This window comes from Microbacterium sp. M4A5_1d (genome assembly GCF_053345465.1).
Map to the genome: position 1 here is coordinate 828098 of NZ_JBKFAD010000001.1, position 22067 is coordinate 850164.

At 68.5% G+C, this 22067-nt stretch carries 22 protein-coding genes and 1 tRNA gene; 14 read left to right on the forward strand and 9 right to left on the reverse strand.

The genetic code is table 11. The features are described 5' to 3' along the window. Positions 1–12 precede the first annotated feature (12 nt). The 4 genes from ACLBWJ_RS03990 to ACLBWJ_RS04005 form a co-directional block, all read right to left on the reverse strand. On the reverse strand, positions 13–1332 hold the full coding sequence (locus tag ACLBWJ_RS03990) for an extracellular solute-binding protein (protein ID WP_274177601.1): 1320 nt from the start codon (positions 1330–1332) through the stop codon (positions 13–15). Positions 1333–1475: 143 nt separating this feature from the next. Beyond that, entirely contained in the window at positions 1476–2147 is a 672-nt protein-coding gene (locus tag ACLBWJ_RS03995; protein WP_282502352.1) for a response regulator, read from the reverse strand. Further along, positions 2144–3376 (reverse strand): sensor histidine kinase, encoded by a 1233-nt coding sequence (locus ACLBWJ_RS04000; RefSeq protein WP_447659758.1) that lies wholly within the window; start codon positions 3374–3376, stop codon positions 2144–2146. The genes ACLBWJ_RS03995 and ACLBWJ_RS04000 overlap by 4 nt, the downstream gene beginning before the upstream one ends. Continuing rightward, complete coding sequence (locus ACLBWJ_RS04005; RefSeq protein ID WP_447659759.1) at positions 3373–4302, reverse strand: CPBP family intramembrane glutamic endopeptidase; 930 nt, start codon at positions 4300–4302, stop codon at positions 3373–3375. The genes ACLBWJ_RS04000 and ACLBWJ_RS04005 overlap by 4 nt, the downstream gene beginning before the upstream one ends. A gap of 166 nt (positions 4303–4468) precedes the next feature. Here ACLBWJ_RS04005 and ACLBWJ_RS04010 point away from each other — a divergent pair, with 166 nt between their 5' ends. Then, positions 4469–5503 carry a serine hydrolase domain-containing protein gene (locus tag ACLBWJ_RS04010; RefSeq protein WP_447659760.1) on the forward strand — a complete coding sequence of 345 codons (1035 nt, stop codon included), beginning with the start codon at positions 4469–4471 and terminating at the stop codon, positions 5501–5503. A 5-nt stretch (positions 5504–5508) separates the two neighbouring features. Here the strand turns inward: ACLBWJ_RS04010 and ACLBWJ_RS04015 are convergent, their stop codons facing one another. Then, positions 5509–6780 carry an MFS transporter gene (locus tag ACLBWJ_RS04015; RefSeq protein WP_354450937.1) on the reverse strand — a complete coding sequence of 424 codons (1272 nt, stop codon included), beginning with the start codon at positions 6778–6780 and terminating at the stop codon, positions 5509–5511. 42 nt (positions 6781–6822) lie between these two features. Between ACLBWJ_RS04015 and ACLBWJ_RS04020 the strand changes: the two genes are divergently transcribed. Next, entirely contained in the window at positions 6823–9402 is a 2580-nt protein-coding gene (locus ACLBWJ_RS04020) for an ABC transporter (protein ID WP_447659761.1), read from the forward strand. Here ACLBWJ_RS04020 and ACLBWJ_RS04025 read toward each other — a convergent pair. Then, a complete protein-coding gene (locus ACLBWJ_RS04025) occupies positions 9392–9898 on the reverse strand; it encodes an NUDIX hydrolase (protein ID WP_447659762.1) in 507 nt (168 codons plus the stop codon). The two genes, ACLBWJ_RS04020 and ACLBWJ_RS04025, sit on opposite strands and share 11 nt — an antisense overlap. A 676-nt stretch (positions 9899–10574) precedes the next feature. Between ACLBWJ_RS04025 and ACLBWJ_RS04030 the strand changes: the two genes are divergently transcribed. After that, complete coding sequence (locus ACLBWJ_RS04030; RefSeq protein ID WP_447660083.1) at positions 10575–11471, forward strand: nitronate monooxygenase; 897 nt, start codon at positions 10575–10577, stop codon at positions 11469–11471. Here ACLBWJ_RS04030 and ACLBWJ_RS04035 read toward each other — a convergent pair. Next, the gene (locus tag ACLBWJ_RS04035) at positions 11411–12091 is read right to left on the reverse strand and encodes a response regulator (RefSeq protein ID WP_282502345.1); all 681 of its coding nucleotides are present in this window, start codon (positions 12089–12091) and stop codon (positions 11411–11413) included. The genes ACLBWJ_RS04030 and ACLBWJ_RS04035 overlap by 61 nt on opposite strands. 327 nt (positions 12092–12418) lie before the next feature. Between ACLBWJ_RS04035 and ACLBWJ_RS04040 the strand changes: the two genes are divergently transcribed. The 9 genes from ACLBWJ_RS04040 (at position 12419) to ACLBWJ_RS04080 (ending at position 19657) form a co-directional block, all read left to right on the forward strand. Continuing rightward, on the forward strand, positions 12419–13531 hold the full coding sequence (locus ACLBWJ_RS04040; protein ID WP_447659763.1) for a sensor histidine kinase: 1113 nt from the start codon (positions 12419–12421) through the stop codon (positions 13529–13531). Positions 13532–13820: 289 nt separating this feature from the next. Then, the gene (locus ACLBWJ_RS04045; protein WP_274177591.1) at positions 13821–14141 is read left to right on the forward strand and encodes a hypothetical protein; all 321 of its coding nucleotides are present in this window, start codon (positions 13821–13823) and stop codon (positions 14139–14141) included. 96 nt (positions 14142–14237) lie between these two features. After that, positions 14238–14729 carry a stage II sporulation protein M gene (locus ACLBWJ_RS04050; protein WP_354450947.1) on the forward strand — a complete coding sequence of 164 codons (492 nt, stop codon included), beginning with the start codon at positions 14238–14240 and terminating at the stop codon, positions 14727–14729. 28 nt (positions 14730–14757) lie between these two features. Beyond that, the gene (locus ACLBWJ_RS04055) at positions 14758–15333 is read left to right on the forward strand and encodes a hypothetical protein (RefSeq protein WP_354450949.1); all 576 of its coding nucleotides are present in this window, start codon (positions 14758–14760) and stop codon (positions 15331–15333) included. Then, positions 15330–15734 (forward strand): hypothetical protein, encoded by a 405-nt coding sequence (locus tag ACLBWJ_RS04060; RefSeq protein ID WP_354450951.1) that lies wholly within the window; start codon positions 15330–15332, stop codon positions 15732–15734. The genes ACLBWJ_RS04055 and ACLBWJ_RS04060 overlap by 4 nt, the downstream gene beginning before the upstream one ends. Positions 15735–15931: 197 nt before the next feature. After that, complete coding sequence (locus ACLBWJ_RS04065) at positions 15932–17245, forward strand: hypothetical protein (RefSeq protein ID WP_354450953.1); 1314 nt, start codon at positions 15932–15934, stop codon at positions 17243–17245. Between the two features lie 5 nt (positions 17246–17250). Continuing rightward, positions 17251–17886, forward strand: a complete 636-nt coding sequence (locus ACLBWJ_RS04070; protein ID WP_274177586.1) for an ABC transporter ATP-binding protein — start codon at positions 17251–17253, stop codon at positions 17884–17886. Continuing rightward, the gene (locus tag ACLBWJ_RS04075; protein WP_447659764.1) at positions 17870–18835 is read left to right on the forward strand and encodes an ATP-binding cassette domain-containing protein; all 966 of its coding nucleotides are present in this window, start codon (positions 17870–17872) and stop codon (positions 18833–18835) included. The genes ACLBWJ_RS04070 and ACLBWJ_RS04075 overlap by 17 nt, the downstream gene beginning before the upstream one ends. A 3-nt stretch (positions 18836–18838) precedes the next feature. Further along, the gene (locus ACLBWJ_RS04080) at positions 18839–19657 is read left to right on the forward strand and encodes a hypothetical protein (protein WP_274177584.1); all 819 of its coding nucleotides are present in this window, start codon (positions 18839–18841) and stop codon (positions 19655–19657) included. Between the two features lie 364 nt (positions 19658–20021). Here the strand turns inward: ACLBWJ_RS04080 and ACLBWJ_RS04085 are convergent. Then, a tRNA-Pro gene (locus tag ACLBWJ_RS04085) sits at positions 20022–20095 on the reverse strand. A gap of 113 nt (positions 20096–20208) precedes the next feature. Between ACLBWJ_RS04085 and ACLBWJ_RS04090 the strand changes: the two genes are divergently transcribed. Both ACLBWJ_RS04090 and ACLBWJ_RS04095 read left to right on the forward strand, forming a co-directional pair. Beyond that, positions 20209–20826 (forward strand): N-acetyltransferase family protein, encoded by a 618-nt coding sequence (locus tag ACLBWJ_RS04090; RefSeq protein ID WP_447659765.1) that lies wholly within the window; start codon positions 20209–20211, stop codon positions 20824–20826. Between the two features lie 22 nt (positions 20827–20848). Further along, the gene (locus tag ACLBWJ_RS04095) at positions 20849–21217 is read left to right on the forward strand and encodes an RNA-binding S4 domain-containing protein (protein WP_274177582.1); all 369 of its coding nucleotides are present in this window, start codon (positions 20849–20851) and stop codon (positions 21215–21217) included. A 55-nt stretch (positions 21218–21272) separates the two neighbouring features. On the opposite strand, the gene ACLBWJ_RS04100 is transcribed toward ACLBWJ_RS04095, so the two are convergent. After that, complete coding sequence (locus ACLBWJ_RS04100; protein ID WP_274177581.1) at positions 21273–22067, reverse strand: DUF4184 family protein; 795 nt, start codon at positions 22065–22067, stop codon at positions 21273–21275.

Genomic DNA, 22067 nt, shown 5'->3' on the forward strand with positions numbered 1-22067 from the left:
GTCGGTGCGGGCTCACTCCCCCAGCCCGGTCAGGTCGGCGTAGCCGGCGACCGCCTGCTGCTGCGCTGTCGCCGGATCGAGGACGCCGTCCCACACGCCCGCGACGAGGTTGTTGCCGACCGTCCAGAGCGCGTCGCTCACGTCCGCGACGAGGTCGGAGCGCTCGGCCTGAGCGAGCACCCCGTTCGCGTGCGGATCGTCGGCGAGTCCGGGGATGGCTTGGGCGTTGAGCCTCGTCAGCGCCGGGATGCCGCCCGTCGTTCGATAGAGCGCAGCGGCCGCCTCGTCCGACGCGAGGAAGGCCGCGAACACACGCGCGGCGCCGGGATACTCGGAGTAGCCCGAGACGACCCCCACTCCCAGACCCGCGAGCGTCGCTGCGTCGCCTCCCCCTTGGGCCGACGGGAGGGTCGTCACGCCGTATTCGAAGCCGTTCTCCGCCGCCGCCGCGGTGAAGTCGCCGATCGACCAGGGCCCCGTGATCGCATAGGGCGTCTGGCCCTTCGCGAACTCCATCTCGATGGAGTCCCAGGTGGCGTCCGCCGAGTTGACCGGCCAGAGGTCGCGCAGCGCGCCGTAGTATTCGAGGCCGGCAGCGAGAGCCGGCGCATCGAGACCGGGATCGCCCTTATCGGTGCCGAGATGCCACCCGAGCGAGCTGAGCACCGGGTACGCGTAGTAGAGCTGCCCGCTCAGCCAACGAATGGTCCACCGGTTCTCCCGGGGGTCATTGTAGGTCGCGGCGAGCTCGCGGATCTGCTCCCAGGTCGTCGCCGGTTCGGTCGAACCCGTGAGCTGCTGCAGGAGGGTCTTGTTGTAGAACAGCGCGATCGACTCGGTCGACACCGGCACGCCGTACAACTCGCCGTCGCGGCTGACGACGCCCGCGAACGCGTCACCGACCCGCGAGGCGATCTCGTCCGCGTACTCGCCCAGCGGCGCAGCCACCCCGGACTCGATCGCGTTCGCCAGGTCGGTGAAGTTCGTGAAGTAGACGTCGGCGCCCGTGCCCGCCTCACCGTCGAGCGCCATCTTCGAGACAGCATCCACCTTCGACACCGTCGTCACCTCGACGCGGATGCCGGGATGCGCGGCGGCGAAGGCCTCGACCAGCGCCTCGCCGTACTCGGGGTATTCGACCCAGACCTTCAGCGGCACCTCTCCGCTGGCGATCTCCGGCTCGATCTCATACGCGCCCGCCTCGGCGTCCCAGGTCAGCGACGTCTGCTCGACCGAGGGCGCGCTCGAGCATCCCGCGCTCACCGCGACGGCGAGGATGATCGCTGTACCCACCGTTGCGCGGGTGATGGCTGCTGTGTTTCGAATGGTCATGCGAACTCCCTCGTTGCCTTGACTGTGACCGGTCCCAGTCAACTGGCGCGATCCATCTGAGTCCATGACGGTAGTGGCAGGATCGCTGCTCCGACGCCCCTCTCCCCCTGGGGAGGAATCGGCGGTGATCCCGGTCCCCCGGCTCAGTCCAGCGGCGTGACGACCTTGTTCTGATACGCCCAGACGACCGCCTGCAGGCGCGAACGCACCCCGAGCTTCGTCAGGATGCGCACCAGGTGCGACTTGACGGTGCTGACCTCGACCGTCAACGCCTCGGCGATCTCGTCGTTCGACATTCCCTGCGCCAGCAGCTCGAGAATCTCGCGCTCGCGCGGCGTGAGGTGGTCGGCGGCCTCGGTGGCCGTCGACACCCGCTGCAATGCACGTCGGCGTGAGAACTCCCGCAGCACTCGCCGCGTGACGGCCTGATCGAGGGTGCCGTTGCCCGCGGCGACGTTTCGCACCGCTCGGACGATCTCTTCGGGCTCGGCGTCTTTCAGAAGGAAGCCCGACGCCCCGGCCTCCAGCGCCTCGAACACGTACTCGTCGATGTCGAAGGTCGTGAGGATCAGCACCGGGACGGCGGGTTCGTCTTCTCCCCGACCGGCAAGCGCTCGCGCCACCTCGATACCGCTGAGACCCGGCATCCGGACGTCGAGGCAGGCGACATCGGGCTGCAGCGACGTCGCCGATTCGAGCGCTTGGATGCCGTCGGATGCCGTCGCGACCACCTCGATGTCATCTTCAGCCGCGAGTAGCGCGGCGACCCCCGCCCGCACCAGAGGCTGATCGTCGGCGACGAGCACGCGGATCACGAGCTCGCTCCCGGGGCGCCGAGGGCCTCGGCCGGCACCGTGAGCCGGACACGCCAACCACCGCCGGCCTCCGGTCCCGCGTCCAGCGTGCCGCCCACCAGGCCGGCCCGTTCGCGCATCCCGAGCAGTCCGAATCCCTCGCGAGCCGCGCTGGCGGACGGCGCCGCGAGGGCAGGTGGGACACCCGCGTCACGCACGGTCGCGACGAAGACGCCGGGCCGAGTGCCGTCGAGGCGGACCTCGCACGGCGCCCCGGGAGCATGCCGAGCGGCGTTGGCGAGCGCTTCCTGCACCATCCGGTACACCACGAGCTGACCGAGCGGGCCGACCTGTGCAGTGCCTCGATCCATCGAGAACTCGACCGCGCGCCCCGTGGCCCGGGCGGCGTCGACCAGAGCGGCGACGGTCTCGATCGTCTCGACCGTGTCGCGCCCATCGCCGTCTCGCCGAAGCAGCCCAACGAGCTGGCGGAGATCGTCGAGCAGCACGCGGCTCTGTTCGCGCACCTGCCGGACGGCCACCCGAGCAGCATCCGGGTCGGTCGCTATCTGGCGCTCGATGACCCCCGACATCAGCGCGATGCTCGATACGTGATGGGCGGCGATGTCATGCAGTTCGCGCGCCATCGCGGTGCGTTCGCGGGCGACCGCGGCGTCCACGACCGCGGCCCGTTCACGGCGAACCGCCTCGCTCTCGCCCTGCTCGGCACGACGGGCGTCGCGACGAGCTGTCACCGCGAGCACCCCCGCGGCCGGCAGAGCGACGATGGCGACGGCTTGCAGCAGCGCCGCGCCCACCGCGGCCGGCACGGTCACCGCGCTCGACCCGAGGATGTCGGCGGCCTGTCCGCCCGCGACGAGGATGCCGGCCACCGGCAGCACGACCCGAAGGGCTGGCACCGTCACGACCGGCGTGGCGCGCAGAACGGCGACCAGCACGGCGGCATCGGCGAGGCTGCCGAGTCCCGTCGGTGTGGTGATCCCGATGAGCAGCGCTCCGGCCGACGTGCCGAGCAGCACCGCCACGGGGATCGAGCGCGCGAAGCACAGCGCGGCTGCCTGCACGGTGAGGACGGTGGCGAACACCCACCACGAGGCGGACCCGAGGGGCGGCGTCGCGTGATCTGCGGACAGCTCGGGCGCAGCCGCCAGCGCCAGCAGCGTCACCGCGCCGGTGCCGAGCGCCACGACGACATCCGTGACGCTCGGCGCACGCCGCATCCGACTCATGCCGCTATCTTTGCGGCTTCCGGCGCGCGATGCCCCATCACGGGCGAACCCGCCGGAAGTCCGAGACGCCCGCGTGTGAGCGCGATCGTGACAACCGCGGCCACTGCCGCACCGATCAGGAGCACGTGCTGCAACTGGTCACCGCCCACGGTCGGGAACATCTCCGCCCAGAACACCGTGACGGTGTTGTTCAGGCTCACATGGAAGAGCATCACGATCGGCAGGCTCTGTCCGGAACGGTTGAACAGCCACATGATCACGACGTTGAACAGCGCACTGAAGGCGACGAACTCCACGACATTCAGCCATGTCACGTCCGGCCATGATCCCCACTCGGTGAGGAATAGCGGCAAGTGCCAGATGCCCCACAGCGGCCCAAGGATCGCCGCGGCGCCGAGCGGACCGAAGCGCTCCTGCAGCGGCGGCAGGGCGAAGTCGCGCCAGCCCGGCTCTTCGGCCAGCCCCGTCGTCAGCATCTGCAGCAGAAGCGCGGGCACGTACAGCGCGATGGCGATGAGGCTGGGCGCCTGCGCCTCCCCGCCGGATGAGACGAATCCGAGCGACAGCACGGCCAACGGCACCGCGAGCAGCGCGACGGCGTACCACCGCGGCGCGACCCGCCACCGCAGCAGCCGCCCGACCCAGACACGCAATCCCGCCCGGCCGCCCGTCACCGAGGTCACGACGAACGCGGCACCGAGCGGCCCGAGGTATGCGCCGAAGAGCATCCCGGTGAACTGCGAGGTGCCGAAGATCTGCGGGAACGCGTAATCCCAGACGCCGAGACCGTCGTTCGAGAGGATCCACGGGGTCCAGGCCACCCAGCTGAGACCCAGCGCGAGCACGAAGAACGATACGAGGGGCCGCCGGCGGATGATGCCGGTGACGCTCCTCTCGGAGGTGGAGCCGACGTGAATGGTGGCCATGAGGGTTTCCTTCCGGTCGTCGTCGGACCCCGAGGAACGGGGTCGTCGTCGACTGTAAGAAGGAGGCCGCGTGCGGCTCGACGTTCGAACGGCGGCAATCCGCCACCTCCATCGAAAGGTGGAGGGGGAGTCGCGCCGACCTCCGCGCCACTGGCACAGTAGGGGTATGAGCACGACGGAGAGCATCATCATCGACGAGCGAGCGCTTCAGGCCGCGTTCGATGAGGAACCGTTCTCGGGGATCGTCCGCGTCGACTCGGGCGATCTGTCCGTGTGGCGCAGTGCGCACGGGATGGCCGACCGGGCGAGCGAGAGGCCCGTCTCCGAGAGCACGCGCTTCGCGATCGCGTCAGGGAGCAAGGCTTTCACGGCACTCGCCATCATGCGACTCGTCGAAGACGGCCGGCTCGCGCTCGACACTGCCGTTCGAGGGGTGCTCGGTGACGATCTGCCGCTCATCGACGACGCGGTAACCGTCGAGCACCTCCTCGGCCACACCTCGGGAATCGGCGACTACATCGACGAGGACGACGACCTCGATGTATCGGAGTTCTACCTCGGAGTGCCCGCGCACACGCTCACGACCGCGGAGGCGTTCCTGCCCCTGCTCGACGGCATCCCGCCGAAGGCCGCTCCCGGCGAGACCTTCGCCTACTGCAACAGCGGCTACGTCGTGCTCGCGATCGTCCTCGAACGGGTCACGGGCCGCGTCTTCCACGAGGTGGTGCACGACCTCGTCCTCGTCCCGGCCGACCTCGTCGACACCGGCTTCCCCCGCACCGACGAGCTCGACGGGAATCATGCCCGCGGATACGTCTTCGACGACGGACTGCGCGTCAACACGCTGCACCTGCCCGTCCGCGCCAATGGCGACGGCGGCGCCTCCACGACGGCCGCCGACGTTCACCGGTTCTGGCGCGCGTTCTCCGCCGGACGCATCGTCTCGCCCGAAACCGTGGCGCTGATGACCGCCCCGCGTTCCTTCGTCGAAGACGAGGAGATGCGGTACGGTCTCGGTTTCTGGCTCAACGAGACCGGACCAGGTGTCGTCCTCGAAGGGTGCGACGTCGGCTCGTCGTTCCGGTCCGTTCATCACCCGCCGACCGCGACCACCGCGACTGTGATGAGCAACACGGCAGACGGAGCCTGGCCCGTCGCGCGCGTACTGGCCGATGCGATGGCGCAGCTCGACGAGCGGTAGGCCGGTCACCCGGCCGCGACAGCCTCCGTCTCGTCGTCGTCGACGGCTGGCGGAGCCGCCGCGATGTGCGTGATCGGACGCCAGACCAGCAGCAGGGTCAGCGCCGCGCCGACGAAGGCGAACCACCAGGGGCCGGTCGGTCCCCAGACCTGGGCGATGACCCCGCCGAGCGCCTGCCCGATCACGAGTCCGCCGAAGACCCCGACCATGTTGACCGAGGCGATGCGGCCCTGCAGCTCGTGAGGAACGAGGCGCTGGCGGACGGTGGTCGAGATCGTGGCCCAGACGAAGGCGTAGGCACCGAACGCGATCATGATCACGAAGGCGACCGCCCCCGAGGTCGTCAGGGCGAACGCGAGGTGCATGAGCACCTCGGCGGTGAGACACACGCGCATGAGCGCGGCGAACGAGAAGCGTCGTTCCAGCCTTCCGAACAGCAGAGTCGCCGCCAGTCCGCCGATCGCGGAAGCCGTCGTCAGCGCGCCGTACCCGACCGGCCCCATCCGCAGGTAGTCGGTCGCGTAGAGGACGAGCACACCCCAGGGCGCGGCCCAGGTCACGTTGAAGGTGAGGATGATGATCACGAGCGTCCGCACCGGCGGGTTGCGCCACAGCCAGCGGATGCCGCTGAGGATATCGGTGTGCACCGGAGTACGCTCACGCGGTCCGTCCGCCGGTTCGACGCGCTTCGTCGCGGTGATCCGCGAGATGAGGACGAGCGCGAGCGCGACGCACAGCCCCTGGACGGCGAACGGCCAGAACGATCCCACGGCGAACAGGAAGGCACCCAGCGGCGGACCGCCGAGCTGGTTCGCCACGAGGAACCCGGCCTGAAGGCGCGCATTGCCGATGCCGAGGTCGCTTTTGCGCACCATCATCGGCAGCAGAGTGCTGCTCGTCGTGTCGACGAACACCTCGGCGGTGCCGTAGAGGAACGCCACGATCAGCACCATCCAGATGCTGGCGAGACCGGTGACGAGGAAGACGCACAGACCGACCAGCACGAGAGCCCGGATGCCGTTTGCCACCATGATCAGGACCCGTCGGTCGACCCGGTCGGCGATGGCGCCGGCGTGAAGCCCGAACAGCAGCCACGGCAGGAACTGCATGACCGCTCCGGAAGCCACCAGGATCGGCGAATCGGTCATCGAGGCGATCAGGAGCGGCGCGGCTGCGAGGGCGATGCCGTCGCCGATGTTGCTCGTCAGCGACGAAGCGAACAGCCACCGGAAGTCACGGCCCAGACGCCGCGGCGCGACCCACTCTGCGATACCCACCGCACGAGCCTAGGGCGCACCTCCGACACGTAGGCTTGCCCGATGTCCGGAAACTCGCGTGTCAGCCCCGATGCCTTCGTGCGCGTGCGCGGAGCGCGCGAGAACAACCTCCGGAACGTCGACGTCGACGTTCCGCGCAACGCGATCGTCGCGTTCACCGGTGTGTCGGGCTCGGGCAAGTCGTCGCTCGCGTTCGGGACGATCTTCACCGAGGCGCAACGCCGGTATCTCGAGTCCGTGGCCCCCTACGCCCGGCGCTTGATCCAGCAGGGCCACAATCCGCACGTCGAGTCGATCACGGGGCTCCCGCCGGCAGTCGCCCTGCAGCAGCGTCGCGGCGCGCCGAGCTCTCGCTCGAGCGTCGGCACGGTGACGACGCTGTCGAACTCGCTGCGGATGCTGTTCTCGCGCGCCGGCACCTTCCCTGACGGGTTCACCGACCGGCTCGACTCCGACGCCTTCTCCCCCAACACCGCCGCCGGCGCATGCCCGGAGTGCCACGGCATCGGCGTCGCGCACACGGTCACCGAAGAGACGCTCGTCCCCGACCCCTCCCTCAGCATCCGCGACGGCGCGATCGCCGCGTGGCCGGGCGCGTGGCAGGCGAAGAACCTCCGCGACATCACGATCGCCCTCGGCTACGACGTCGACCGCCCCTGGCGCGAGCTCGACCCCGCCGACCGGGAATGGCTGCTGTTCACCGACGAACAGCCCGTGATGGAGATCACTCCGCAGCGCGACCGAGTCGCGAAGCCCTACAAAGGCATGTTCTGGAGCGCGAAGAAGTACGTCTTCCACACCCTCGCCGACTCGAACAGCGCGAAGATGCGCGAGCGAGTGCTCCAGTTCGTGCGCACCGGCGTCTGCCCGCTGTGCGGCGGCTCGGGCCTGCGGCGCGAGGCGCTGGCTGTCACCTTCGCCGGCCGCACGATCGCCGAGCTGAACGCCCTGCCGATGAGCGACCTCGCCGACATCCTGCGTCCGACCACGATGCTGACGGATGCCGCGCCCGCGCTGCCGACGTCATCGTCCGGCGAGCGGACGGATGTCGCTGTCGCGATCACCACCGACCTCGTCGCCCGCATCGAGGTGCTGATCGACCTCGGGCTGGGCTACCTCGGTCTCGGCCGGGTGACCACGACCCTCTCCCCCGGCGAGATGCAGCGTCTGCGTCTGGCGACGCAGTTGCGCTCGGGCCTGTTCGGCGTGGTCTACGTGCTCGATGAGCCGTCGGCCGGCCTGCATCCCGCCGACGCCGAGCCGCTGCTCGACGTGTTGGAGCAGCTGACGGACGCGGGGAACTCGGTGTTCGTCGTCGAGCACAACATGGACGTCGTCCGCGGCGCGGACTGGATCGTCGATGTGGGACCTGGAGCGGGCGAAGGCGGCGGCGAGGTGCTCTACAGCGGAGCCGTCGACGGACTCGCCGAGGTCGCTGTGTCGGTGACGCGGCCCTTCCTGTTCCCCGACGCCGACGGCGCTGCCGTGAAGCCGCGCGACCTGCGCACCCCCACCGGTTGGCTGACGCTGAAGGGCGCCTCACTGCATAACCTGGTGGACGTCGACGCGTCGTTCCCGCTCGGGACGTTCGTGGCCGTCACGGGTGTGTCGGGGTCGGGCAAGTCGTCGCTCGTGGGAGGCGTGCTCCGCGACGTGGTGCGCGGCTACCTGCGCGGGGATGATGCAGTCGACCAGCCGGACGACGAGACACCGGATGCCGCGGCGCCGGCCGAGACCGGGCTGGCGGAGGCGACACTCCCCGACGGGCAAGCCGATATCCCGACGGTGCGGACGGTCGACGGCCTCGAGCACATCGACCGGCTCGTTCGCGTCGACCAGAAGCCGATCGGACGTACGCCGCGCTCGAACCTGGCGACCTACACGGGCCTGTTCGATGCGGTGCGCGCCATGTTCGCCGGCACCGACCTCGCCCGCGAGCGCGGCTACACCGCCGGACGCTTCTCGTTCAACGTCGCGGGAGGCCGCTGCGAGACGTGCCTCGGCGAAGGCTACGTCTCGGTCGAGCTGCTGTTCTTGCCGGGCAGCTACGGGAAGTGCCCGACGTGCCACGGCGCGCGGTACAACGCCGAGACGCTCGACGTCACCTACCGCGGCAGGAACATCGCCGAAGTGCTCGCCCTCACCGTCGACGAGGCTGCCGGGTTCCTCGAGCCGGTGCCGGCGGCATCCCGAAGCCTGCGCACGCTGCGCGACGTCGGCCTCGGCTATCTGCGCCTCGGCCAGCCTGCTACCGAGCTGTCAGGCGGCGAGGCCCAGCGCATCAAGCTTGCGACCGAGCTGCAGCGCGCCCGTCGCGGCCACACCCTGTACCTGCTCGACGAGCCCACCACCGGACTGCATCCCGCCGACGTGCGCCTGCTGCTCACGCAGCTGCACGCGCTGGTCGACGCCGGCAACACGGTAGTCGTCGTCGAGCACGACATGGCTGTCGTAGCCTCCGCCGACTGGGTCATCGACCTCGGTCCAGCCGGCGGCAACGCGGGTGGCCGCGTGGTCGCGGCGGGGACGCCGGAGAACGTGGCGCGGGAGGCCGAGAGCCGCACGGCGCCGTACCTCGCGCGGCATCTGGGGAACCGATCGGAGCCGAACGCTACGCCGTGATCGAGGCCGGGTCGGCGAGCAGGGATCGGCTGATCGCCCGTACCGAGGGGAAGGTGTCGAGCTCCATGACGTCCGCGAGCGAGAACCACCCGGCGCCGTGGACCTCGTCGGCCGCGAAGTTCACGGTCTCCTCCCCCGTCACGTCGAGCACGAACGCCATGTCGAGGTGGATGTGCGCCGGCTCGCCGGGGCGCTCGGGGATGAGCTGATAGCTCATGCTCGTGGGGAGGTCGAGCTGCGCCTCTTTCGTGCCGTCGACCTCGAGGTCGATGCCCGGGTGCGGCCGCACCGCCGCATGGATGCCCGTCTCTTCGAGCACCTCACGGACGACGGCGGCTTGCGGCGTCTCGTCCGGGTCGACGTGACCACCCGGGGGGAGCCATTTGGCGAGCTTCCGGTGGTGCACGAGCAGTACCCGATCCGCCGCCGCGTTCATGACGTAGCCGCTCACGGTGAACTGCTTCTCAAAATGCGACGTGTGCTCGATGAGCGTCATATCGACGTCCCCTCGGTTTCTTGCGGCCGGGGCCGGGCTAGCGCACGCACCCTCGGCCATGCGCTCGGCCATGGTCCGGTTGAGAGCTACCACCAGTCTCCATCGAAGCTGCTCGGCGCGGGCTCAGGACACTCGAGCCACGTCGCGCGGACGGAACTGTTCTCGAGCAAGTAAGACCGGCACGCTCGGCGTGCCGTCTGCGGCCGCCAACCAGCTGAAAAACTACGATCCTCCAGGTGGAACTGGACCTCCACGTCAACGGTGGAATCCGTGCTGCTCAGCACTCTCCATGTGAACGATGGCACTTCTGCTAGTTCCTGGGGCGTGAGCTCGAGGACTCGTGCGAGCGCTCCCCGCTCATTGGCATCATCGGCGACCCCCTGCTGCACGCGCTGGAGCAGATCATTGTCAGCGAATGCCGCAGCGTAGGAGTCCTCTGGCTCTGCTTCCGAGTCCGACCACCAGCCCGCTGCAGAGCCCACTCCCCCGGCAGTCAGAAGGGCGCCCAGACAGATAACCAACACGATCCTGCGGCGACGGAATGCCCGGGGCACCTCATTCATTCCTCGATCCTGCTCCCAACTTGACCGCAGCGCTATGACCGGGATGTCGGTGCGTCTCGGAGTGGCACGTGTCCTTGATTGCCTTTCCATCCTGGAGACACCCCCCTGTGACCATGACCGACTGCCACCCCGGCGATCGCGTCATCCTGCGAAGTGGTGCCAGCACGCGACGAGCGAAACGACGGCGCCAATGCGAAGCCGAAGAGCTTGGGCCACACGGGGTAGGGCGTGAACAGCTGCAAGATCCTGCCCGCTCGGCGCGCGCAGGAAACGCGCGAGGAACACGCGTCCTCGCGAGCGTCACGACCGCTGAGGAAGCCCGCCTCGCCGACGCCTCGGGCGTGGATGGGCTCGTTGTCCAGGGACCGCGCGCCGGGGGGCACAGTGCGACGTTCGGCGCCACCCGCACACCCGACACCGTCCTCACCCGCGCCTTCACGGGACGCCCCACTCGCGCTCTGCGCAACGGGTTCATCGACCGCCACCAGAGAACCGACCTCAACGCCTACCCGGCTGTGCACCACACCTCACCCGTCCACTCCGACAGGCGGCGTCGCAGGCCGGCGACGCGGACCGGTTGCAGCTGTGGGCGGGCACCGGGTGGCGCAACGCCACCTCCGGTCCGGCATCGGAGATCAGATCATCCACCACCTCGCCGACGGGGTCTGAGCGCACCGAATCGCCTCGTCCCCGATGCCGCGGGGAGTGCGAATCCGGTCGACGGAGCGCCGGAGCGGCACACCCGCGTCCGCGAAGGCCGCGCGGAAGGGCGGGACGCCCGCCTCTGCGGTCAGGTCAGGGTGTCCCGTGCCACAGCCGCGCGGTCTCGATGTGCGTTCGCAGCAGGCGCTCGCGCGCTTCGTCCAGTGCGTCACGAGCATCCTCGAAAGCGCGACGCGCATCCTCGAGTCGGTGGTCGACCGCGGTCGGCGCTCCGGTCAAAAGACGATCAACGGGGCGGCTGCAGATCGAATGACTCGATGTCGATGATCTGCTTCGTTATCGCATAGATCAGAACCTGCACTCGGTCGCGCACCCCCCACTTGGTCATGACCCGACCCAGATGCGCCTTGACGGTCGGCTCTGCGAGATGCAGCTGCCTCGCGATCTCCGCATTCGATCGCCCGTGAGCGAGTGCTTTGACGATCGACAACTCGCGCGGGGTGAGGGGTGGCGGTGCAGGCGCACCACCGACGATGCCCGGGTCGTCGCGCACGGAGCTGATCAAGTCGCGAGTGACGCGTGGGGAGATGACGGACCGGCCGGCATGGATCTCGCGGATCGCTTCCAGGATGTCGTCCGGGTCGGTGTCCTTCACGAGGTAGCCGGAAGCTCCAGCGCGCAGCGCCGGTACGACGTGCCGCTCCGTCGAGAACGTCGTGACGGCGAGCACCCGCACATCCGGGAAGGCCGTCGTGATCTGACGCGTGGCTTCGATTCCCGAAAGCTTGGGCATCTGCAGATCCATGAGCACGACGTCGGGTCGAAGCTCCCCCGTCGCCGCGACCGCACTCTCGCCGTCCACCGCTTCGCCGACGACGCTCATGTCACCGCTGGTGTCGACGAAAACACGGAGAGCATGACGGACGAGCGCTTCGTCATCGGCAATCAACACTCGCGTGGCTCCCACGCTGCGATTATAAGGAGCGCGTCGACAATCGGGTTAGTACATAGGTATGTGAATTCCGATACCTCCGGACGCAGTGCACCGGCATGCTCTTCCGAAATCCTCCTCCGAGAACCCTCGTTAGGAGAATCGATGTTCACGGAACTCTTCTTGTTCACAGCGGGAATGCGACCGGCGGGTCCGATCATGAGCGAGTTGTGCCGCTTGCTGGGGATCTGCAAGTGACCCGATCACCCATGCGGGCATGATGGGAGGGTGACGGAGCGTCAGAGGAGACTACGACACCGGCACGCGCCGGGCCGAGTGGGCGCGGATGAGCGCGGGTTCTCCGTGCTGCCGCGCCGGGGGCGCATCATCCTGCTCCTCGTCCTGGCCGTGATGCTCGTCGTCGACATCGCTTTAGCCGTCACCGAGCCAGGTGTCGCGTGGCGCGGTCTGATGTTTGGGTTGCCTGCGATGCTGGCCACGGCTCTGTTCATCTGGTGGCCCCCGGCAGCAGCGACCAGCCTCCTCCTCATCGCGCTCGTGCAGATCACCGCGGGGCAGGACGGCAGCGATGTCCTCTACCTCGCGGGCGTTGCCGGCCTCGTGGTCTACACGAGCCCGCTCTGGTTCGTGTCGATCTACGTCGTCGCGACGCTGATCCTCACGATCCTGGCGAGCACCGTCCTCGGAATCTTCGCGAACACGGCGCTGCCCGCGCTGGCGCTCGTGGTCGCGATCTCCGCCTCCATCGGCTGGGCGCTGCGCGCGGCGCACGGGCGTGAGTTGCGCCTGGCGGGTGACGTCGCCGCACTGGCCCAGGCACGCACGGCGGCGATCGAAGCCGAGCGGGAACGCATCGCAGACGAGTTGCACGACATCATCGCGCACGACATCACGCTCGTCTCGATGCACGCGAGGGTTCTTGAGCGCGTCGATGACGAAGCACTGCGCGACCAGTCCGTTCGCGCCATCCGCGCCGGCGCAGACCAGGCGCTGGCTGACATTCGCAGGATGCTCCGGATCGTGCGCGACGACGGAGCTTCCCCACTTCAGACGCCCGATGACCACGTCCCGACGCCGAACATCGCCGCCGCTTTCGAGGAGGCCCGCGACGCGCTCCTGCAGCTTGGGGCGGCCATCACGGTGCGATACAGCGACGTCTCGGTGTCGTCCACGATCGAACAGGCCCTGGTGCACCTGATCCGTGAGGGCACCACCAACATCGCGAAGCATGCGCCCGCGAACGCCTCCGTGACGATCACGCTCGAGGTGCTCGACGACGACGTGTGTCTAGAGCTGACCAACAGCATCGACCCTGCTCCGACCACAAGCGGCGTCCCATCGTCCGGTTATGGGCTCGACCGTCTGCGCGAGCGTGTCTCGGTCTCCGGCGGGCACTTCACGTCGGGACCCGCAGACGGACGGTGGGTCCTCACCGCACGGTTACCCGCGCGCTGACCGTCGGCGACGTGCCGCCCGAGCGCGCACCGGGGAGCGCGGAGCGCAACGTCATGAAGGTCAGCGCACGTCGCAGCACTGCGACGACGAGCGCAGTGCCGCGGATCGTCACCCACAATCGGGGCGACGTGATCCTGTGCGCAGCCGAGAACACTCGATAAGGCGACCGGCTCGAGCGAGCATCACCCCCGGCGAAGTCAGTACGTTCGTCGCTACTCGCGGGTCCGGGCAAGCGCGAACATGACGATGTCGGGGCGCCCGCTCCGCGTGAAAGTGAGGAGATGAAGACATGAGCACTGTCACGGGCCTGGCCGAGGACCAGACGAGAATCAACGTCCGTCAGCTCGCGGGCGCGACGGTGGCCCTGACAATCGCCACCTTCGCGCTCGTCTTGAGCGGCACCTTCGGGCCGGAGGTGGTGAAGTCGATCATCACGGCGGCAGGAGTTGCCGAGGCCGGGGTCGCCGTCGCGATCGTAGATGCGGTCCTAGCGGGTTCCGCGGTCGCGACCGTGGTGGCCGCGTTCATCGGCCTCGGCGTCGGCGGCGCCGTCGTGGGCGGCATCCGCTGGGCGATCGCGACGTTCGGGCGCAAGCAGGCCATCGAGTAAGACCTGAGCGTGTCCGCCAGGAGCTTGCCCTCGGCTCGACGAGAGATGACGGGCGCACGGCGCTGGGCAGCGGGGGTGACGATCCCTCTGTGGATCGTGACCCTCGCGCTCGGCGCCACTGCCGGGCTGCCGTTCGAAACTGCCCGTCAGGACCCCGCATACATGCCCTGGGAGCAGGTTCCGCTGATCTTCGGCAGCAACATCATGGTCGGCCTCATCCTCTACGCGGGAGTCGCAACGCTCGGCACCATCACGATCGCGATGACGGTACTCGCGGGGATCTACATCGGCTCGGTGGTAGGACTCGCCGCTTCGGACTGGGGCGTCGGCGGAGCCGCCGACGCGCTGCTTCCGTTTCTCGCCTTCGAAGTTGCGGGTTTCGCTGTGTTCGGTTTTGCGGGACTTCTCCCGACTGCGGAGCTAGCTCGTCGCTTGTATCTGCGGAAGCCGTCTGCATCAGCCACGTGGCGGCAGCACGCGAACTCGTTGAGTGCGTCACTGTCCGCCACCCTCCCATACGCACTCCTCGGAACCGTGCTACTGATCGTCGGCGCGATTCTCGAGGTCGCTGGCGGCTTGCCGCGCTGACGACCGAGTCCGCCCGGTACGGAGAAAAATGATCAATGCACCATCCGAGTCCATCCTCGACCACGTATCGAGGACCCCGCGACGGCGCCGCGCGCTGCCGTGGGTGCTCGTCAACGTCCTCCTCGCCATAGTTGGCGCCTTCGCCCTCATCAGACACATCGACGCTCAGCTCGCCTTGCCTGCGACCGAGGTGCCCCAGGGTTTCGAGGGCCTAGCGCGGGTTACCGCGCTCTCGATGCTGATACTGGCCGCCATCGCGACGTACGTCGTGCTACGGCTGGGAGCGGCGATCGTCGGCGGCGGCCTCGCCGGCTTGATCAGGTCCGAGGCGCGGTGGGATGCCCGCGATGCAGCGGTCGCTGCGGTCGATTACGCTTCCGCAGGCTCAACGCTGCTCGCCATCATCGCTGCGGTAGCGGCTGTCCCCAAAGCCGCCGCAATCACGGCCATCGCGGTGTTCGGCGTGTCCATCATCTTCGCGGTCGGTTACCGCACGCTTCACGGGCGGCACGTCGCGGTGCGAGTGCAGGTCGTGACGATCGCTTTAGCCGCGGCAGCGACCGGCGCCGTGCTCGCCGCTCAGATCGGAAGGGTTCTCGCATGAGCGCGTGGAAACGTATTCGACCATGGATCGCCCCGGTTGCTGTTGGTGTTCTCTTCGTGGCGTCGGTCGTCGGGTTCTTGCTCCGCGACTCCAACGAGCTCGGCGCACCGGAACGCACCTTCGCCGTGCTTTCTGTTTCGCGTTCGGTGTTGGCCGTCGCGGGCGCGGTCGTAGCAGTGCTGCTGGTGATATTCGTTGCGAAGCCCACATTCGTGCCAGTCGTCGGGGTGCTTCTCTTCGCGATCGCCATGCTTCTCTGCGTCGTTATCGGGGCGTTCCTGCGCGGGGAAGCCTGGGGTTGGCTTCCCTACTCGGCCGCCGCCCTGTGCGGGCTCGCGGCCCTCGCGCACCTTGAGGGAGCGTTTGATCGGAAGCAGCTCGGCCGGGAGCGGCACACGTGACAGTTGGTTCTCGATCCATAGTCGCAGCGTCTGCGGACGGAGGCGCGCTCGCGGCTCCGAGGCAAACATCGCTTGTCGGCCGGGCACGGTCGGCGCTGGGCGCGATCGTTGTCGTCGCGCGGTTCGAATTCGCTATGTGGGCGCGAGCAAACGGCGTCACCAACAATGTTCGCGCGGCCAGCACGATCCTTCTCGTGATGGTCGTCAGTTCAGGCGCGATGCTCGTGCTGCTTCTCGTGGCGATCGCTGCCGTCGTCCGCATTCTTTCGGTCGCTATCACTCCCTTCCTGCCGGTGGTCGCCCTTGTCGCCGAGGTACTGATGGCGCTCACCGCCCTCTCTGCTGTGAGCGGCTCAGCTCGCGTGCAGGCACACTTGACGCCCTTCTCCCGGCTCCTGTTCGACGGGCTGCGGGTCGCCCCGCGCGCGAGTCTGTTCGTGCGGGGTCAGCTTCGACCGCTGCTGCGTGTAGCTGCAATCGCCGTGATCGCGCTGACGGTGACGATCAGCGGCCCCGCCGATGTGGCCACGGTCGGTGGCGTTCTGCTCGTCGGCGTCGCAGCCGTGCTTCTCATCGCGGTCGGGGTGTCACGAGCGCCGACGAAGATGCACTCCTTTCCCGTCGCCGTCGCACTTGCCGTCGGCTGCGGGGCAGCGGCGGGCTTTCTCCTCTCGACCCTCAACCCCGTCGCACTATTCGCCCTGGACGTCGAGGAGTTGTTCCGATTCGTGACCGATCAGTTGCGCAGCGCGTCGTCCTTCTCTCCCGCAGCGATCGCTGCGGTCCTGGTAACCGACGCACTGGCGCTTCGATTCGGCCGCGCGACCGGCGTCGAGTCTGCGCTCCGCAGAGTCCACGGCTGGCCCTCGGCTTTCGTAGCGCTCGTGACGCGCTCGGTCGGGCGTGGCTCCATCATCCTCCGTCGCACTCTCCGCCCGCTGTGTCTGTTGAGCTCAGCTGTGCTGGCAGCGGGCCTCGCCGGCACTGGCGCTCTGGCGGGCGTAGCACCGGGAACGACGGCGATCGCACTGCTTCCTTTGGTGGTCGCCAATATTGTCTCGGCGACCGCATCGACGTTCCTCACGCCGCTGCATGTCTTGCCCCTCTTCGCGTTGGCTGCCCGATCAGCGCCACGGTCTATTCCGGTCGCGGTCGCGGTCTACGGGGTGACTCTGACCGTCGTGGTCGCCGCTCCAACCCTGGTCCTGGGTGCCGGGGTCTCGCTGTTGCGCTTCGATCCGACTCCGCTGCTGGTTGCTGTTGTGACCTCGTTCGGGGCTGTAGCAGGCCTCATTCTGGGCCCATTCGCCGATTCCGGGGTCCAACGATTGCCGGACGGCACCATCGAACTCAGTATCCATGGCCACCTCGTTTCAGGTGCGCCTCCGCTTCTGGGCGCGCTCGCCGTGACATTCTCGCCGCTCGCCGTTGCCCCCGCGGTATTGCTGGCGTCGGTCGGGGCCGCGGCTGTCGCCCTCGTGTTCCTCCGTCGAAAGGTGCACGTCCTGTGAATGAAATGAGCGCAGTCGTCGCGTTCGAGAACGCCACGCTCGCATATCGCGGTGAGCCACCCGTACTCACCGACGTCACACTCGCTATCGGACCAGGTTTGACTCTGATCACGGGGGCGAACGGCAGCGGAAAGTCGACGCTGCTCGAGACCGCAGCCTCGAATCTGCCCCTGCGCTCGGGAACATGCTCGATACGCGGCGTCTCGGTAGGCGACACCGCAGCGCGACGCATGAGGGCATACGCTCCGCATGAGATCGGCCTCATTCCGGCGCTGACCCTGCGCGAGCACCTCATTCTTTGCGGGCGAAGTTCGGACGACGAAATCGACGCTGCGCTCCAACGATGGGGTTTGATCGACTACGGTGACTTGCCAAGCTCGGAGTTGTCGACCGGGAACCGGCGCAAGAGCTGGCTCCTCATGTGCACCGACGACGTCGAATCCTCCTGTGTGCTGTTGGATGAGCCCTTCAACGCGCTCGATGAGGACGCCGTGGAGGCGTTGATCGACACCATTTCGACATGGCTCACGCAAGGCCGAGCGGTGATCGTCGTCGCCCATGCGTTGCCAGCTCGCCTGCGCCAGCTGGCAACCCGACTCGTCGCGATCGAGAAGGGCGAGGTTCATGTCGCGGACGCTTGACTCCGGCGCTGCGCCGCGCCTCATCGTGTCCGGCGTCTCGAAAACACTCGGTGGGCGTCGGGTGCTCAACGACGTTTCCTTGCGCGTCACGCCCGGGACCGTGACGTCTCTCGTAGGCCCGAATGGGGCCGGCAAGTCCACGCTTCTCCGAGTAGTGCTCGGATTGGAACGCGCGGACGCAGGCGCGGTCAGCATCGACGGGGTGTCGTACACGCACCTGCAATCGCCGATGCGTTCGGTGGGCGCGTCGCTTGATGCTGGTTGGTTGCACCCCCGCCGGCGAGCATGCGATGAGCTACTCGTCGCCGCCCGGTCGCATCGGATCGACAAGGCCCGAGTGACCGAGGTGCTGATGGAGGTCGGGCTGACGGAAGCTGCGCGCCGCCGGGTCGGAACCTTATCGTTCGGCATGCGGCAGCGGCTATCGCTCGCGCGCGCCCTTCTCGGGCAGCCGAGCCTTCTGATACTGGACGAGCCACTCAATGGCTTGGACGTTGACGGCATCCGGTGGATGCGGTCGTTGGTACGAGGCGTAGCCGACAAAGGCGGAGCAGTGCTCATGTCGTCCCACGTGCTCAGCGAGGTCGCAGCGGTGAGCGACAACGTCGAAGTGATGTCGGCAGGACAGATTGTGACGACCCGCCCTCCGGCGAGGACGTCCGGAAGCTCGACGTCTGAGGCTGCCGGATGGACCGTCACCGCTCTCACGGATGCCGCCGCGGATCTCGCCGCCCTGCTGCGCCGCCAAGGCCACGTCGTCAGCGTCGACGGACGTCGCGTCGTCGTGCATGACGCGCGCGTCGCCGCCGTTGCCCGCGTGGCCTTCGTCGAGCGTCTTTTCGTTGAGTCGATCGGGGAGACACGTGGGGACCTCGAGGCCGAGTACACGCTCGCGATGGCGCGTGCGAACCAGGAGCACCTCGCGCCGTCTGCATTTCACCAAGGCTGAGACATGAACACCGAACCCGTGACCCAGACAGGGCTCCGCGCTCAGCGGCGTTTTCTTCGACCAGGCTGGCGCGACGTTGTCGCATTCGAAATCACCCGCTACTGCACCGTCCCCGCACCCTGGCTGATGATGGCGTCGGTGGTCCTGGTAGGAGCAGGATCGGCGGCACTTGCCGTGCTGCTGGCTCAAGCATTGGCCGACACGACACACGGCGGCCTGCAAGCGGACGCTACGAGTCTCCTTCGGGCGGCTCCGACCTCAGGCGCATCCACGATGTTCCTGGTAGCCGGCGTGTTGGGCGTTTATGCCTCCTCGGGCGACCGAACCACCGGGGGTAGTCGCTTGAGCAACCTCGCAGTGCCGTCAGCACGACGCCTTCTCGCGGCGCGCCTCTGTGCCGTCGGAGCTGTTTCCTCCGGCGTGGCGCTGGCGACTTTCCTCGTCTGCGTCATCGTGGTCGGAGGCTTGGCAGCGCTACTCGAGCAACGCCCGCCGAGCTTCTCGGTGGAGATCGCGCGAGGAGCGCACCTGGCGCTAGGAGCGGTTGCTGTTGCTTGGATTGGCACCGCCATCGGCGTCTTGCTTCCGTCCGGCCCTCTCGCCTACGGGTTGTTCTTGGCTATCGGCTGGCTCGTCCCGACAGCGCTGCGTGCGGTCAGGGCACCTGCCACGATCATCGATCTCCTGCCCGTAGACCAGGCCGCCGCGCTGGCCGGCGCGGCCGGTCCAAACGCCCCGATCACCTACATCATCCCGTTTACGTGGGCCGCTCTGCTGTGCGGTCTCGCCTGGCTGATGGCGCCGGTCACGACGCGTCGTTAGCCCAGAGCTTCCGCAGGCACCAGCCCCTTCGTGGCAACGCGAAGAATAGGGCGACGCGGCAGGTTGAAGCTGCCCCCCCCGGCTCAAGCCTGGGCTCACGCCCGGCGGCCTCCGCTCCGCGACCTGATCCTCAAGGCTGATGAGGGAGCCCTGCATCCGGATGCCGACCTCGCCGCAGCAGGGCTCATTGCGAGCCCCCGACACGACATCGGCAATGAGCTCGCGGCTCGGATAACGCTCCGTGGGCCTGCCGCGAATGCAGCAGAGGCGCCGAAGTCCTGAGCAACCTGCGACCTGAATGAGAAGCCACTGCCAGAGACCGCGAAGCCCCGACAAGCATCTCGCTCGCCGGGGCTTCGAACCGTCGGGATGACAGGATTTGAACCTGCGACCCCTTGACCCCCAGTCAAGTGCGCTACCAAGCTGCGCCACATCCCGGTCCGCTGCCCGCACGCGGACAACTCCCCTATCCTAACGGGTCCGCGGCCCACTCGCGAACCGGTGCACCCGGGCGCGTTGCCCGTGTCGGTGGCGAGCGCTACGGTCGGCCCATGACCGAGACGAGGATCGTGCCGGTGACGCCCGGCAGCTTCAGCGACGCACAGCACGCCATCAGCGGCGGTGGTGACGGACGGGAGTGTCAGTGCCAGTGGTGGACGATGACGAACGCCGAGTTCCAGCGCACCGACATCGAGGGACGGGCGGCGGCGTTCCGCAGCGAAGTGGATGCCGCACCCTCCCCCGGCCTCGTGGCCTACGTCGACGGTGACGCCGCCGGCTGGGTTCGCGTCGGGCCGCGGACCCGCCAGGTGCGACTGAGCAAGACCCGCGCCTATGCCGGTGCGACCGACGAGCCCTGGGACGACGCGGACGTCTGGGCCGTCAGCTGCTTCGCGGTGCGCAAGGAGCATCGCGGCTCGGGCCTCAACGCGGCGCTTCTCGATGCCGCGATCGCCTTCGCCCGCGAGAACGGCGCACGCGTGGTCGAGGCGTACCCCGTCGACCCGGATGCGGGGCGAAAGGTGACGTCCAACGAGCTGTACCACGGGGCTCTCTCCACGTTCCTCAGCGCGGGCTTCCGCGAGGTCGCGCGCCCCAAGCCGCACGTCGCCGTGGTCTCGCTCGAGCTCGCTGACGCACACGAAACCAGTACCGGCGAGCACCCGTGACGCTTGGGCGAGAATGGAACGCATGACCGCATCCGATGCCCCTGTCCGCGTGGACTCGTGGCTATGGGCGGTCCGCATCTACAAGACCCGCTCGGCGGCGACCACGGCGTGCCGCGCCGGTCACGTCCGGGTCAACGGCGAGAAGGTCAAGGCGTCGCAAACGGTGAAGCCCGGCGACGAACTGCGCGTGCGGATCGCGGGCTTTGACCGCATCCTCGTCGTCCGGCAGACGCTCACCAAGCGCGTCGGTGCGCCCGTCGCCGCAACGGCGCTGGAAGACCGCACTCCCCCGCGCGAGCCGATGGCGATGCTCGCCGTCCGCGACCGCGGAGCCGGCCGACCGACGAAACGCGAACGCCGCGAGATCGACCGACTGCGCGGAGTCGACTGACCCACCACCTCGGGCACCCGACCACGGGCCGCCGAAGACCGAAGCCCCGCGATACTCAGCGCGTCGCGCGGCGACGCGCCACCTGCACGACGACGCACAGCACGAGCGTGACCAGCCCCCAGATGGCGCACGCGGGCGGCAGCACGCGGTAGGCGAGGTGCTGGGCGGTCCACTGCGCCGTCAGCGGGCCGTACGCGGCGAGGCCGATCAGCCACGCCGCGACGAGCGCGACCGGCAGCGACAGCCACCAGACCACCCGCACGGCACCGGGCAGCACCCGCCGCACCGGAGCCGACGACCGTTTCCGCAGCCAGAACGCCCCCGCCACCGCGAGCCCCAGCAGGCCGAGCGCGCTCGATGCGTACTGGAACCACCGGTAGCCGTGGAACGGTCCCCAGCGCTCGGCCAGCGCGGGGAAGAGCTCGACGCCCCAGCGCCCCTCGTGGGTGAAGGCATCCCAGGCGATATGACTCAACACGCCGAGAGCGAGCGACACCACGACCAGCAGAACCGTGACCGCAACCGACCGGCCGCGCCCCGTCCCCGGCACGACCGTTCGCAGCGCGTCGCCGCCCGCGGAATCCCACGCCTGCGGCAGCCGTCTCGACAGCCAGTCCGGCCCGAGCTCGCGCACCGCCGGGCGCAGCAGCAGCCACCACGCGAGCAGCAGCACACCCGCGATCACGACCGTCAGCCACGGGTACTCGTGCGTCTGCGCATAGCTGATGCCGTTCCCGCGGGCGAACAACGGCAGGTCGGGAGCCATCGCCCCGACGGCCACTGCCGCCGGCACGAGCGGTGTGCGAACGACCGCCAGCGCGACGACGGCGTGGCTCGGAGTGAACGGCAT

What these genes read in the sequence shown, in the direction of transcription:
- ACLBWJ_RS03990 (WP_274177601.1), bottom strand. Translation starts at nt 1,332, where the DNA reads ATGACCATTCGAAACACAGCAGCCATCACCCGCGCAACGGTGGGTACA.
- ACLBWJ_RS04000 (WP_447659758.1), bottom strand. Translation starts at nt 3,376, where the DNA reads ATGAGTCGGATGCGGCGTGCGCCGAGCGTCACGGATGTCGTCGTGGCG.
- ACLBWJ_RS04005 (WP_447659759.1), bottom strand. Translation starts at nt 4,302, where the DNA reads ATGGCCACCATTCACGTCGGCTCCACCTCCGAGAGGAGCGTCACCGGC.
- ACLBWJ_RS04010 (WP_447659760.1), top strand. Translation starts at nt 4,469, where the DNA reads ATGAGCACGACGGAGAGCATCATCATCGACGAGCGAGCGCTTCAGGCC.
- ACLBWJ_RS04020 (WP_447659761.1), top strand. Translation starts at nt 6,823, where the DNA reads ATGTCCGGAAACTCGCGTGTCAGCCCCGATGCCTTCGTGCGCGTGCGC.
- ACLBWJ_RS04025 (WP_447659762.1), bottom strand. Translation starts at nt 9,898, where the DNA reads ATGACGCTCATCGAGCACACGTCGCATTTTGAGAAGCAGTTCACCGTG.
- ACLBWJ_RS04030 (WP_447660083.1), top strand. Translation starts at nt 10,575, where the DNA reads ATGACCGACTGCCACCCCGGCGATCGCGTCATCCTGCGAAGTGGTGCC.
- ACLBWJ_RS04045 (WP_274177591.1), top strand. Translation starts at nt 13,821, where the DNA reads ATGAGCACTGTCACGGGCCTGGCCGAGGACCAGACGAGAATCAACGTC.
- ACLBWJ_RS04055 (WP_354450949.1), top strand. Translation starts at nt 14,758, where the DNA reads ATGATCAATGCACCATCCGAGTCCATCCTCGACCACGTATCGAGGACC.
- ACLBWJ_RS04060 (WP_354450951.1), top strand. Translation starts at nt 15,330, where the DNA reads ATGAGCGCGTGGAAACGTATTCGACCATGGATCGCCCCGGTTGCTGTT.
- ACLBWJ_RS04065 (WP_354450953.1), top strand. Translation starts at nt 15,932, where the DNA reads ATGGTCGTCAGTTCAGGCGCGATGCTCGTGCTGCTTCTCGTGGCGATC.
- ACLBWJ_RS04070 (WP_274177586.1), top strand. Translation starts at nt 17,251, where the DNA reads ATGAGCGCAGTCGTCGCGTTCGAGAACGCCACGCTCGCATATCGCGGT.
- ACLBWJ_RS04075 (WP_447659764.1), top strand. Translation starts at nt 17,870, where the DNA reads ATGTCGCGGACGCTTGACTCCGGCGCTGCGCCGCGCCTCATCGTGTCC.
- ACLBWJ_RS04080 (WP_274177584.1), top strand. Translation starts at nt 18,839, where the DNA reads ATGAACACCGAACCCGTGACCCAGACAGGGCTCCGCGCTCAGCGGCGT.
- ACLBWJ_RS04090 (WP_447659765.1), top strand. Translation starts at nt 20,209, where the DNA reads ATGACCGAGACGAGGATCGTGCCGGTGACGCCCGGCAGCTTCAGCGAC.
- ACLBWJ_RS04095 (WP_274177582.1), top strand. Translation starts at nt 20,849, where the DNA reads ATGACCGCATCCGATGCCCCTGTCCGCGTGGACTCGTGGCTATGGGCG.
- ACLBWJ_RS04100 (WP_274177581.1), bottom strand. Translation starts at nt 22,067, where the DNA reads ATGCCGTTCACTCCGAGCCACGCCGTCGTCGCGCTGGCGGTCGTTCGC.